A 12,044-nucleotide genomic window follows, 5' to 3' on the forward strand; every position below is an offset into this window, starting at 1 on the left:
GTTCGTGCGGCTAGGCGGATACCGGGTCGCTGAACAGGGTTTCCAGCGACCCGTCCGACACGCTGGGCATTAGGCGCAGTGCGAGTTCGTCGGTGCCCAGCGGCAACCGGACCAGCGGCTGGGTGTGCCGGTCGAGCACGCTGACGTCGGACTCGTCGCAGAAACCCAGGGCCCCGAGTAACTGGTGCGACGTGCGCATCACCTGCCGCGCGGTGTCGGCGGCCTTGAGCCGCAGCACCAGGGCGTCCGCCGAATGGATCTGCGCCGGCAACGATTCGGGTCGACAAATCGTGTACTTCGCGAGTTCGTGCAGCCCCCGGACCGCGACGGCGGCGTCCGCGACGGCAAACCTGACGGCCTGAAAGTCCGCGAGCGGCTTCCCGAACTGAACCCGGGCGCGCACGTGCTCGGTGACAATCTGCAACGACTGCTGCACCGATCCCAGAATCCGCCATGATCCCAGCACGAGATGAAGGTTAACGTCGGCGGCCGGGACGCTGCCCTCGGGTGCGCCCACCGTGGCCGGAACCAAGAACGGCCCCAGCTTGGCGCCGGTGCGCGCCGCCGGCTGCGGCCGGTACCGATTGCCGTCCAGGTCCGCGGCGATCCAGTCGCCGGCCAGATCGCCGTGATCGATGCGCGGGGCTTTCGGATTCACCAGGGCCAGGCGCGCGCCGTCGATCGACAGCAGCTCCTCCACCAGGGGATAGGGCAGCACGGTGGCGCCGGCGGCCTGGCACAGCACCGCGGCGGCCAGCAGATCGTCGGGGGCCGAGCGCACGTCGAGGTCGAATGCGCCCACTTCGTTCAAGGCGGCGCGCGCCGCGTCACGGACGGAGTCGTCGGTCTCGGCGCGCAGCGCGGCCGGCGGTCCGCCCAACCGGGTGAGCCGCTTGCCGACGACGGCGGCGAAATCGCTGATGTCCTGTGGCAGATCGGTTTTCACCGGCTTCCTCCCAACACGTCTCGTGCCACCAGCATCTTCTGCACTTCGATGGTGCCCGATGCGACGGTGGCCGCCTGTGCGTAACGCCAATGGTCTTCAATCGCCCCGTGCAGCGGTGCGGAACTGCCGCTGTCCAGCGCCGTGGCACCCAGCACGTCGAACAGCAGCTCGGCCACCTGCTGATCGAGGGTTGTCGTGACGATGCGAGCGGCGCTGGCGGCCGCACCGGCCGCCGGGTCGTCCTGCAGTGACACGGCGCGATAGGCCAGCAGCCGGGCGACCCTCAGGTCGACCAGCGCCCGCACCCATCGGGTACGGATCGTCTCGGGCAGCTCATCCCACTCGTCACCGAGCTGGCTGCGCATCCGTTCGAGCAGCGACTCGCACCGCGCGTACCGGGCGATGCCCACCCGCTCGAAGGCCAGCGCCTCGCGCATCACCCGCCATCCGTCGCCGACCTCGCCGAGTACGTCGCCGGGAAACGCCTGCACGTCGTCCAGGAACATCTCGTTGAGGTGGTGCGGCCCCAGCATCGACGGGATCGGCCGGACGGTGAAACCGGGGCGGTCCATCGGGATCAGAAACAGGGTGAGCCGCTTGTGTTTTGGGGCGTCGGGGTCGGTGCACGCCGCCAGCACGCACCACGACGCCATCAGGGCGTACGACGTCCACACCTTCTGCCCGGTGATGCGCCATCCGTCACCGTCGGCGACGGCGCGGGTACGCAACGACACCAGGTCCGTTCCCGCCTCCGGCTCCGAAAATCCCTGGCACCAGATCACATCCCCCGCGGCGATGGCCGCCAGGTGCTTGGCCTTCTGTTCCTCGGTCCCGTAGCGCATCAGCGCCGGCCCGACCCAGTTGATCCCCATGTACTGCGGGCCGCGCGGCTCGTGTTGGGCCCACATCTCTTCGCGCAGCACCGTCTGCTGCCAGACCGAACCCCCGCCGCCGCCATGCTCTTTCGGCCATGCCAGCGCCAGCAGCCCCTCGGTGGCCAGCAGCTTGCAGAACGTCTCGGTAGTGGCGAGGTCCTGCGGGTTTTCGGTGCAGGCGCCGAGGAAGTCGGCCGGGATGTGGTTGGCCACCAGCTCACGCAGGTGGCTTCGCAGTTGTCCGGCGTCGTCGCCGAGGTCGTAATCCATCGTGCTCATCCCTTCGGCAGTCCGAGCAGCCGCTCGGCGATGATGTTGCGCTGCACCTCCGACGTGCCGCCGTAGATGGTCGAGGCCAGCGCGTCCTGACGTTCGAACAGAAGATCCGGATCCGCGGCCGACTCCGGGCCCGCCGCGGCCGCACCGAGTTCCCAAACACGCTGCAACGTCAGCGATCCGAGCAGCTTCATGGTGTCGGCTTCCGGGCTGGGCCGCCCCGCCAGCTCGTTGCCCAGCGCGCGGTATCCGGTGGCCCGCAACGCTTCGGCGTCGGCGAGCAGCGAGCCGAGCTCGGTGTAGACGTCGTCTCCCGAGACGCCGGCGCCGGCGGCACGCACCGCGTCGAGTCCGCGTTTGATCTCGACCCAGTTCATGATCCAGATCATCTGGCGTTCATGCTGCAGCGACGACAAGGCGACATTCCAGCCGCCGTTGAGCGGCCCCAGCAGGTTGTCGGCCGGCACCTCGACGTCGTCGAGGAAGACCTCGCAGAACGTCTCGTCGGAGATCGACGCCATGCGGATGGGCTCGATCCTGACCCCGGGCGCGTGCAGATCCAGAATCAGGCACGAGATGCCGCGGTGTTTCGGCGCATCGGGATTCGTGCGGGCGTACAGGGTGCACCATCGTGACTCGTGGGCCTGGGTGGTCCAGATCTTGTGGCCGTTGACCCGGAACACATCCCCATCGCGTTCGGCGCGCGTGCGCAGCCCCGCGAAATCGGACCCGGCTTCGGGTTCGGACATCCCCAGCGCCCACCACTCGTCACCGCGGAGCAGTGGAACGAGCAGGCGCTCTATTTGGGCGGCGGTGCCGAACTGACGAATGCCCGGCGCGGCGACGTTGGGGCCGGCGATATTGGGCAGCTTGGGCGCCGAGCGCAACGCGGCCTCGAGCCGGACCTCCATGGCGTCGCGCAAACCCAGGGACCGGCCGCCGTGCTCGCGGGGCCAGGTCGGCTGGATCCACCCGGCCTCGAAGGCGGCCCGCTGGTAGTCGCGCCGCAGGCCCAGGTCCCATCGGTACTGCCGATTCTTCTCGTAGTAGTCGTCGGGCAGAAACTCCGCCAACCACGTCCCGAATTCGTCAACAACTGCGCTCACCGGCGCCGCACCTCCTCATCGCTGCGCGCTCTGCATCGTCGTCGGTGCGGCTCACGCTGCGCCCCCGCAGAATCGGCGGCCGACCTCGTGATAGAGCGCGCGACTGTCGCCCAGCAGTGCGGCGCCCTGCCAGGCGCGCCGGACGTAGAGGTGGACGTCGTGCTCCCAGGTCTGTCCGAGCGCGCCGTGCACCTGGACCGCGGTGCGCGCACAACCGGCGGCCGCGTCACCGGCCGCCGCCTTGGCGAGCGCGGCGGCGGTCCACGCCTTGCCGGGCGTCGCGGCCGGATCGGTGAGTCGGGCCGCGGCCGCATAGGTGAGACTGCGGGCGCGTTCCAGGCCGACGTAGTTGTCGGCCAGCGCGTGCTTGATCCCCTGGAATGCGCCGATCGGTTGGCCGAACTGGCGCCGCGACTTCGCGTGCTCGACCGAGCGGCGCAACGCGGCGCCCGCGACGCCGATCAGGTCGGCGGCGCAGGCCACCCACGGCACCGTCAGCGCCGCCTCGACGTCGACGCTCGCGACGGCCGCGGGCTCGGCGTCGACGTCGGCCGTCGCCAACGGCTGGGCGGGGTCGGTGGCTTCAGCCGCGGGCACCACGGTGACGCCGTCGCCGCATCGCACGACCGCCGCCACGGTGTCACCGGTGTCGTCGCGGGCGAGCGTGACGACCAGCTCGGCGCGCGCCAGGTGGGGGACGGCGACCGCGCGGCCGCGCAGCCGCCCGTCACGCAGGGTCATCGGCGCACCGGGCAGGCGCGACCCGGGTGCGTGGACGGCCAGGGTGGCCACGGTGCCACCGGCGATGTCGGCCAGGATCGAATCGAGCGCGGCGTCGCGCAGCACGCCGGCGGCCAGACCGACGCTGCTCAGCAAGGGGATCGGCGCGAGGGCGGCACCACATTCCTCCAGAACCACGGCGAGCTCGACCGGCCCGTAGTCGCCCGCCCCTTCCCCCGAGGGGGCGGCGAGCTCGGTCCACCCCAGGTCCACGACCGTCTTCCACAGGGCGCGCCAGCGCTCCGGATCCGTGATCGCTTGACGGGCGGCCTCAGGCGGGCACTCCGTACGTAAGATGTCGCGAACGGTGTCGCGCAGCGACAACTGTTCCGAGTTCAGCCCTACTTCCATAAGACCTCTAACATAGTAAAGATAATAATCTAGCCCTGCCGTCAATCGCACGGGGCCGGACGCATAGGTGGCGCATGACCGAGTGGTATCTGTTCCTGCCGCAGGTGAGGTTGTCGGCGGTCGACATCGCCGAGCGCGCGCGCCGCGCCGAGGCCAGCGGCTTCGACGGGATCGCCTTCATCGACCACCTCGAGGCGCCCGGCCTGCCCGACGAAAGCATCTGGGAGGCAATGGGGATTGCCACCTGGGTGGCCGCCAAGACCGAGCGGCTACGGATCGGGCATCTTGTGCTCTGCGACGCCTTCCGGCATCCCGCGGTGCTGGCCAAACAGGCTGTCACCCTCTCGGAGGCGTCCGGCGGCCGGTTCGAGCTGGGTCTTGGGGCGGGGTCCTGGCCCGCGGAATTCGCCAGATTCGATGTCGGCCAGCAGGATCCGAGAGCCCGGGTCGAACAGCTCGACCGCCACCTCAAGCTGCTCAGGCAGTACTGGGGGGATGCGACGGGGGAGGCCGGGCCGGAGCCGCAGGCCCCGCGACCGTCGTACCCGATACCGCTGGTCCTGGGTGGCAGCGGGCCCCGGATGATGGAACTCGTTCGCAGATACGCGGATTGGTGGAATCTGCCGGCGCATCAGCTCGACAGGCTCCCGACGCTGGCCCCGGCCGCGGGAACCGCCCGACTGTCGATCCAGCAGATGGTGGGCTTTGTTCGGTCGGGCAGCGATCCCGACGCCGTGCGCGAGGTGAGCACCCGGCGATTCGGCAACCTGGGATCCGGACTGATCTGCGGGGATGCCGACGAGCTGATCGGGCACTTCACCGGACTGGCCGGCCAGGGGGTGCAGCGGTTCTACGTCTGGTTCGCCGACTTCGCCGCGCCGGACTCCCTGCACGAGTTCGGCGAATCGGTGATCAAGCCGTTCCGGGCGTCGTAAGCGTCAACCTCGTTGCGCACGGCGGCGGGCCTCGGTGGGCACGACCGGCGGCCGCGCGTAAGGGCCGCGCTCCACCGCGGACAGGCGGATCTCCGGCAAATCGACCGACGGGTCAACGGTATCCAGCCACACGACCGCCTCGGCGACGTCGGAGACCGCGATCGCGTACATCTCGAACGGAACGTCCTGCAGCATCTCGGTAGCCACTGGGCCGGGCGTGACGATATGCACGCTGATGCCGTCGCGATCGACTTCGAGCGCCAGGGCCCGCGCGAACGCGTTCATGCCGGCTTTCGAGGCCGAGTACGCGGTGCGGGCCGGCATCGGCTCGTGTGCCGCCGACGACGAGATGAACACCAGCCGGGAGCCCGCCTTCATCCTGGGCAGTACCGCGGACGTCACCACGAAACACGAATCCAGGTTGGCCGACATGATGGACTGCCACTGCTCGAAGGTCTGCTTGCGCGCGTAGGTTCCGCCGAGCGCCCCCGCCGCATGGACTACGAGGTCGATTTCCTCCAATGCGCTTATCGCAGCGGGGAATCCGATTGGATCGGAAGCGTCGGCCACCAGATGGCGCGCACCGATCTCCTCGGCGGCGGCGCGCAACGGTTCTTCCCGGCGCGCCGCGAGCACCACATCGTAGCCACGCTCAACCAGCTTGCGGGCGCACCCTTTTCCGATCCCGCCGCTACCGCCGGTGACCAATGCGGTTCGCATGACCGTTGCAGGCCGCCCTTCAGGAGTGCCGAATATCCCGCGACCGCGACAGGGCCTGCGGGGACAGGGCATAGATGCGTTGATCGTGCTGACCGGACAGTACGTAGGTCTGGGTGTCGGCGAGGTGGCGTCCGGCGATCCGACGGGCCCGGTCGACGTTGCCTTCCGCGATCGTCTCGGTCAGCTTGATGTGGGTGTTGAGCACCGCGCGGCGCTGAGCCAGCGACGGGTAGGTGCCCCGCGACGCGCTCTCGTCGGCCCACTGCCGTTCGTGACTGGTCCACAGCGTCTCCAGGCTGCCCACGACCGCGATGATCGTGTGGTTGCCGCAGCCGCGGACGACGAGATCATGGAATTCACGGCCGATTTCGGTGAACCGGCGACCGTCTTCGAGGTGCTCGGCCATCGACTCGTTGATTCGGGTGAGTTCGGGCACCAGGGTCTCGGCGCGGTCCGGACGGCGGGCGGCCAGCGCCGCGCAGGCGGGCTCGAGTTCTTGCAACGCCATGCCGAGGTCGGCCACCTCCACGGACTCGCTCTGTAGCAACAGGCCGAGCATGTAGGCGGCACTGGTCTTCGCCGGGGCGTGCACGACGGCACCGCCGCGGTTGCCCCGCCGCACCGACACCAGTCCCTCGGTTTCCAGGATCCGCAAGGCCTCGCGCAGCGACACCAAGCTGACGTTGAACTGTTCGACGAGCACCTCTTGGCGTGGCAGGAGATCGCCGTCGGCAAGGTCACCGTCGATGATCTGACGACGCAACTCATCGGCTACGATTTCGGCGATCCGCGGCGCCGACAACCGGCGCCGGGCGTCGGGGCCAATTCCCAAGGCGGTCATCCGATCCTCGAAACAAAGCAACTCGCTGGCTTAGCTATTTTAGCAGTAATGATATAAATAGCTTCTCTGGTCGCGCGTCGATCGGAAGGGCGGGTGCAATTGAGCGAGCGGTCCGACAGCCGGCCGACACCGCTACACGATTTGCGTGTCGTCGAGATCAGTGACCGGATAGCGGGCAGCTACTGCGGGAAGCTGTTGCTCGACGCGGGTGCGCAGGTCTGCAAAATCGAACCGCCGCAAGGGGATTGGCTGCGGCGGTACACCGCCAGCGGTGCGCCCCTCCCCGAGGACGCCACCGCGCCGCTTTTCAGCTACCTCAACGCGGGCAAGCGCAGCATGACGTTCGCCCCCGGCTCCGAGGATTCGGCGCGCTTCCGCGCCGCGCTGGCCGCCGCCGATGTCGTCGTCGTCACCGCGGGCCCGGTGCGGGCCGCGGCGATGGGCATCGATCCGCGGCAACTGCTGGAACACGCGCCACGCTCCGTCATCGTCACGATCTCCGATTTCGGCTGGACCGGGCCCTATGCGGACCGCGCCGCCAGCGAGTTCACCTTGCAGGCGTGGTCGGGCTCACCCGGCTTCCGCGGCGATCCGGCCGGGCCCCCGATTTCCATCGGCGGCGATCTGGGGGAGTACATGGGCGGTGTGTTCGCGGCGTTCGGCGCGCTGGCCGTGCGCCGCCGCGTGGAGCGCGGCGGGCCCGGCGAGCACCTCGACCTATCCATGCTGGAAGCGCTGACCACGATGCAGAGCAGTGAATGGCTGCACTCGCAGCTGCTGCGCGTCCCGCCGATCCGCCGCACCACCGAAGTGCCCTCGATCGAACCGGCCAAGGACGGCTACGTCGGGATCACCATGGTCACCGGGCAGCAGTGGCTCGACTTCGCCGCGATGGTCGAATGCCCGCAACTGGAGGAGATCGAGCAGCTCCGGTTTCAGATCGGCCGGTGGCAGTACCGCGACCTGATCCGCGAACAGATCCATCCCTGGCTGGCCGAACGGAGCGTCGCCGAAATCGTCGAGCTCGGACAGCTGTTCCGGCTGCCCATCGCCGCGCTCGGCAACGGCTCCACCATCCGGGATCTGGACTACGTGCGCCAGCGCGGGGCCTTCACCCCCAACCCCGCCGGTTTTCACCAGCCCCGCCCACCGTGGCTGATGTCGGCCTGCGCGCCCTCCCGCGTGGGCGCCACGCCCCCGGTTGGTGAGGCTGACGACGAATCACCTTGGGGCCGTGCCGAATCCGAATCCGACCCGGCCCTGGACGGGTTGCCGCTGGCCGGTGTTCGCATCGTCGACCTGACCGCGTTCTGGGCCGGGCCCGCCGCGACCCACCTGCTGGCCGCGTTCGGCGCCGACGTCGTCAAGATCGAGTCGATCCAGCGGCCCGACGGCATCCGCTACTCGGGCGGAATGCGTAACGACGTGGACGACTGGTGGGAGTACGGCTGGGTGTTCCACGCGATGAACACCAACAAACGTTCCGTGACACTGGATTTGGGATCCGAGGAGGGGCGCCGCCTTTTCACCGAACTGGTTGCCGGCGCCGACGTCGTGATCGAGAACTTCTCGCCGCGGGTAATGGAGCACTTCGGGCTCACCGCCGAGGTGCTGCTCGGCGTCAATCCCAAACTCGTGTTCGCCCGGATGCCCGCGTTCGGCGTCGAGGGCCCGTGGCGAGATCGGGTCGGCTTCGCCCCCACCATGGAGCAGATCGCCGGCCTGGCCTGGGTGACGGGGCTGCCGGAGGCCCCGCCGGTGACCCCGCGCGGGGCCTGCGACCCGCTGGCCGGTGTGCACGCCGCGTTCGCCGTGCTCGCCGCGCTGAGCTTCGCCGAGCGCACCGGATCGGGCCAGCTGGTCGAGTTGCCGATGCTCGAAACCGTGCTCAACGCCACCGCGATCCAGGCGATCGAGTCCGAGGTCTTCGGTGTCACGCTGTGCCGTCGGGGCAACCGCGGTCACGGCACGGCGATCCAGAACATCTACCGCTGCGCCGGCGACAAGGACGATTGGATCGCGGTGACCGTTCGCGACGACGCGCAGTGGCGCGCGCTGGTTGACGCGATGGACCGGCCGGCGTGGTGTGACGACGAGGCCCTGTCCACCGTTGCCGGGCGCGTGGAGCGAGCCGACGACATCGATGCCCGGCTGGCGCACTGGTTCGCCGGCCAGTCGCTTGAACCGACGGTGGAACGCTTGGCGGGCGCGGGAATTCCCGCCGCGCCGGTGGTGTCGCCGTCGCTGGTCACCGACAATCCGCAGCTGCGCGAGCGCGGGTTCTTCGAAGCGCTGCATCATGGCAGCACCGGACTCGGCCTGTACCCGTGCCCGCCGTTCGCGCTGCTCGACGGCCAGGACCGCTGGCTGCTGCGGCCGCCGCCGAAGCTGGGCGAGCACAATGAAGAGATCCTGCGCGATCGGTGCGGGCTGACCGACGAAGAACTGACCCGCCTTGCGACCAGCGGGGTGATCGGGACCCGGCCCAAGGGTCTCTAGAGAAGTGGAGGGCATGTGATGCGCGTGACGGTGGACGAAAACTTGTGTGAGGCCAACGGCTTTTGCGAATCGCTTGCGCCGGACGTGTTTGAGCTAGGGGACGCCGACGTGGTACAGATCGCGGACGGCCCCGTGCCGGCGCGGCTGGAAATCGACGTGCGCGCGGCGGTGGATCAGTGCCCCAAGGCCGCGCTGCGGCTGGTCGAGGACTGATCCAGTGGTGGCTGACTCAGCGCCGCTCGCGTAGCGCTATCGGCATTTCGTCGTAGATCGACATGTTGGTGGTCAGATTGGGGTGGGCGACTTTGGCCGGGCCGATCTCGATGCCCTCGCAGCGCAGCAGCAGTTCGTCGAAGACCGCGCGCAGCTCCGCGCGGGCCAGCATGGCACCCAGACAGTGATGCGGCCCTCCGCCCCCGAAGGCCACATGGGGGTTGGGCTGGCGGCCGATGTCGAACGCGAACGGTGATTCGAAGACCTCCTCGTCGCGGTTGGCCGAGCGAAGGGTCGACACCACGCGTTCGCCCTTGGCGATGTGCTGGCCGTCCATCTCGACGTCGACCTTCGCGGTGCGCGTCCAGTACGCCACCGGCGACGCCCAGCGCAGCACCTCCTCGATGGCGCCGGGCCGCAACGCTTCCTGCGCCCGATACCGCTCGATCTGCTGCGGGTTGCGCAGGAACGCCTGCAGCCCGATGGCCAGTGCGTTCTTGGTGGTGTCGCTGCCGGCGAACGCCAGCACGAAGAAGAAGAACTCGAGTTCGTTTTCGGGCAGGCTGAACTGCTCGCCGTCCTCGCCGGTGATCACCGCCGTCGCGAGCGTGCTCCAAATGTCGTCGGTGGGATCGCGCCGCTTTTCGGCGGTGAGCTCCATCGCGTATTCGAAGACCGAGCCAAAGAGCCCGAGTTCCGCCTGACCGCTCGGGCCCGCCTCGGGCGCAAGCGCCTTCAAGATGCGGTCGAAGATGTCGAATATTCGCGGCCGGTCCTCCTCCGGTATGCCGATGATGTCGCCTATGACCGACATCGGCAACGCGTCGGCGACGTCATCGATCCAGTCCCCTTCACCCCGCGCGAGCAGGCCGTCGATCATCCGCGCCGCACGCGCCCGGATGCCGTTCTCCAGCTTGGCGATCGCGCGCGGATTGAAGGCGTTCGAGATCAGTTTTCGGCGCTTGTTCAGCTCGGGTGGGTCCAACGTGATGATCGTCGGGAACGACGAGAACATGGCGACCGGCTGAATGAGTGGGCCGTCGGCCGCGGTGAACGACTCGGTATCGCGGTGCAGGCGGATCGCGTGGCGATGCTTGGTGGCCACCCAGAATTCGCGCGGCGTACCGCCGGAAAACAGCGCCGCGACGCCCGGGGTCAGGTCGTGCCGGAACAGGGGTTGGCCGCGTCGCAGCTCGGCGAACAGGTCGTCGGGAAAGCCGTTGCACCACAAAGACAGATCGGACAGATCGACCGCTGCAGCCGTCATCACCGAGCCCCGTTCTGCGGCGACGCACCGTGGCCCGGTGAGCGCCGCGTTGACGTTCTATGCCTAAGATAGTAAAAATAGAGCTAGTCGTCGAACTTGGAGTGCTCGTGACGCATACAGTTTCGGACTCGGCCTTCGAGTCGGCCGAGGACCCGTCCGAACGAGAGTTCGGGCAGGCCGGCATCGCCTTGTCGACCTACCGTTTCCCGACGGGTTGGTTCATCGTCGCCTTCGGCTCCGACCTGGCTCCCGGTCAGGTCAAGCGTGCGCACTACTTCGGTGAGGAGTTGGTGCTCTTCCGCACCGAGTCGGGCCAGGTCCACGTGATGGACGCCTACTGCCAGCACCTCGGCGCCAACCTTGCCGTCGGCGGCACCGTGGAGGGCGAGAACATCGTCTGCCCTTGGCACGGTTGGCAATGGCGCGGTGACGGCAGCAACGCGCTGATCCCCTACAGCAAGATCGGCTGCAAGAACAACGTGCGCATCCGGACCTATCCGAGCATGGAGTGGTACGGCTTCGTCCTGGCCTGGCACGAGCGACACGGGCGGGCGCCGTACTGGCAGCCGCCGGTGCTACCCGAGCTGGAGACCGACGAGTATTACCCCCTGCACCCGCACACCCAGATGGTCAACCGGGTCAAGGTGCACCCGCAGATGATCATCGAGAACGCCGCCGACCCGTACCACGTTCAGTACGTGCACAAGGCCGCCAATCCGGCCACCACCGCGTCGTTCGAGGTGGCCGGCTACCACCTGCACGCCACTGTCAACGCGCACTTCGGTGGGGGCCGGGCGCAGACGTGGCTGACCCCGAACGGGCCGGTCGACGCCAAGATCATCTACGACAACTACTCGCTGGGGCTGGGCGTGGTGCGATTCCCCAGCGAGCTGGTGGCCACCGTTCAGGTCACCGGCCAGACGCCGGTCGACGAGGACTACACGGACTACTTCTACACACAGGCTTCCGTTCGTGAACCGGGCGACACCGGCGACGTGCCCACCGGACGCGCCGGCCGGTTCCTCGCGCTGCAGCAAGAAGTCATCAAGCAGGACTTCTTCACCTGGGAGAACATGAAGTACCTGGAGAAGCCGAACCTGGCTCCCGAAGAGGCGCACGATTACGCGGCCCTTCGCCGCTGGGCGCACCGCTTCTATCCGGGAACCCAACCGTCGCCGTCCGACTTCGGCTACACCGCCGACGGCGAGCCCGACCCGGCGGCTTCCCAAGCCTGA

Annotated in this window: 11 protein-coding genes and 1 pseudogene; 4 read left to right on the forward strand and 8 right to left on the reverse strand. The window is 68.5% G+C overall.

All coding sequences use genetic code 11. The features are described 5' to 3' along the window. Nucleotides 1-10: 10 nt before the first annotated feature. From G6N26_RS25035 to G6N26_RS25050, 5 genes and pseudogenes are all read right to left on the reverse strand, one after another. A complete protein-coding gene (locus G6N26_RS25035) occupies nucleotides 11-946 on the reverse strand; it encodes an acyl-CoA dehydrogenase family protein (RefSeq protein ID WP_083015350.1) in 936 nt (311 codons plus the stop codon). Continuing rightward, nucleotides 943-2,100: an acyl-CoA dehydrogenase family protein gene (locus G6N26_RS25040; RefSeq protein WP_179960267.1), complete on the reverse strand. Its 1,158-nt coding sequence runs from the start codon at nucleotides 2,098-2,100 to the stop codon at nucleotides 943-945. Before G6N26_RS25040 ends, G6N26_RS25035 begins: the two co-directional genes overlap by 4 nt. Next, a complete protein-coding gene (locus tag G6N26_RS26660) occupies nucleotides 2,097-2,618 on the reverse strand; it encodes an acyl-CoA dehydrogenase family protein (protein ID WP_462931629.1) in 522 nt (173 codons plus the stop codon). Before G6N26_RS26660 ends, G6N26_RS25040 begins: the two co-directional genes overlap by 4 nt. Nucleotides 2,619-2,627: 9 nt before the next feature. Then, a pseudogene (locus G6N26_RS26665) lies at nucleotides 2,628-3,203 on the reverse strand (acyl-CoA dehydrogenase family protein); the annotation flags it as partial. A gap of 51 nt (nucleotides 3,204-3,254) precedes the next feature. Continuing rightward, entirely contained in the window at nucleotides 3,255-4,334 is a 1,080-nt protein-coding gene (locus tag G6N26_RS25050) for an acyl-CoA dehydrogenase family protein (RefSeq protein WP_083015357.1), read from the reverse strand. Nucleotides 4,335-4,408: 74 nt separating this feature from the next. On the opposite strand from G6N26_RS25050, the gene G6N26_RS25055 reads away from it, so the two are divergent. Then, nucleotides 4,409-5,269, forward strand: a complete 861-nt coding sequence (locus G6N26_RS25055; RefSeq protein WP_083015361.1) for an LLM class flavin-dependent oxidoreductase — start codon at nucleotides 4,409-4,411, stop codon at nucleotides 5,267-5,269. 3 nt (nucleotides 5,270-5,272) lie between these two features. Here G6N26_RS25055 and G6N26_RS25060 read toward each other — a convergent pair whose 3' ends face one another. Together G6N26_RS25060 and G6N26_RS25065 are read right to left on the reverse strand one after the other, a co-directional pair. Beyond that, nucleotides 5,273-5,989: an SDR family oxidoreductase gene (locus G6N26_RS25060; protein ID WP_067171012.1), complete on the reverse strand. Its 717-nt coding sequence runs from the start codon at nucleotides 5,987-5,989 to the stop codon at nucleotides 5,273-5,275. 19 nt (nucleotides 5,990-6,008) lie between these two features. Continuing rightward, entirely contained in the window at nucleotides 6,009-6,830 is an 822-nt protein-coding gene (locus tag G6N26_RS25065) for a FadR/GntR family transcriptional regulator (RefSeq protein ID WP_067171014.1), read from the reverse strand. A gap of 93 nt (nucleotides 6,831-6,923) precedes the next feature. Here G6N26_RS25065 and G6N26_RS25070 point away from each other — a divergent pair, with 93 nt between their 5' ends. Next, nucleotides 6,924-9,329 carry a CaiB/BaiF CoA-transferase family protein gene (locus G6N26_RS25070; protein WP_083015365.1) on the forward strand — a complete coding sequence of 802 codons (2,406 nt, stop codon included), beginning with the start codon at nucleotides 6,924-6,926 and terminating at the stop codon, nucleotides 9,327-9,329. Between the two features lie 18 nt (nucleotides 9,330-9,347). Further along, nucleotides 9,348-9,542 (forward strand): ferredoxin, encoded by a 195-nt coding sequence (locus tag G6N26_RS25075; RefSeq protein ID WP_009957531.1) that lies wholly within the window; start codon nucleotides 9,348-9,350, stop codon nucleotides 9,540-9,542. Between the two features lie 16 nt (nucleotides 9,543-9,558). On the opposite strand, the gene G6N26_RS25080 is transcribed toward G6N26_RS25075, so the two are convergent. After that, a complete protein-coding gene (locus G6N26_RS25080) occupies nucleotides 9,559-10,809 on the reverse strand; it encodes a cytochrome P450 (protein WP_067171018.1) in 1,251 nt (416 codons plus the stop codon). Nucleotides 10,810-10,916: 107 nt separating this feature from the next. On the opposite strand from G6N26_RS25080, the gene G6N26_RS25085 reads away from it, so the two are divergent. After that, complete coding sequence (locus tag G6N26_RS25085) at nucleotides 10,917-12,044, forward strand: Rieske 2Fe-2S domain-containing protein (RefSeq protein ID WP_179960268.1); 1,128 nt, start codon at nucleotides 10,917-10,919, stop codon at nucleotides 12,042-12,044.

Source organism: Mycobacterium marseillense, from assembly GCF_010731675.1.
Lineage (GTDB): Bacteria > Actinomycetota > Actinomycetes > Mycobacteriales > Mycobacteriaceae > Mycobacterium > Mycobacterium marseillense.

What these genes read in the sequence shown, in the direction of transcription:
- G6N26_RS25055 (WP_083015361.1), top strand. Translation starts at nt 4,409, where the DNA reads ATGACCGAGTGGTATCTGTTCCTGCCGCAGGTGAGGTTGTCGGCGGTC.
- G6N26_RS25060 (WP_067171012.1), bottom strand. Translation starts at nt 5,989, where the DNA reads ATGCGAACCGCATTGGTCACCGGCGGTAGCGGCGGGATCGGAAAAGGG.
- G6N26_RS25065 (WP_067171014.1), bottom strand. Translation starts at nt 6,830, where the DNA reads ATGACCGCCTTGGGAATTGGCCCCGACGCCCGGCGCCGGTTGTCGGCG.
- G6N26_RS26660 (WP_462931629.1), bottom strand. Translation starts at nt 2,618, where the DNA reads ATGGCGTCGATCTCCGACGAGACGTTCTGCGAGGTCTTCCTCGACGAC.
- G6N26_RS25040 (WP_179960267.1), bottom strand. Translation starts at nt 2,100, where the DNA reads ATGAGCACGATGGATTACGACCTCGGCGACGACGCCGGACAACTGCGA.
- G6N26_RS25075 (WP_009957531.1), top strand. Translation starts at nt 9,348, where the DNA reads ATGCGCGTGACGGTGGACGAAAACTTGTGTGAGGCCAACGGCTTTTGC.
- G6N26_RS25050 (WP_083015357.1), bottom strand. Translation starts at nt 4,334, where the DNA reads ATGGAAGTAGGGCTGAACTCGGAACAGTTGTCGCTGCGCGACACCGTT.
- G6N26_RS25080 (WP_067171018.1), bottom strand. Translation starts at nt 10,809, where the DNA reads ATGACGGCTGCAGCGGTCGATCTGTCCGATCTGTCTTTGTGGTGCAAC.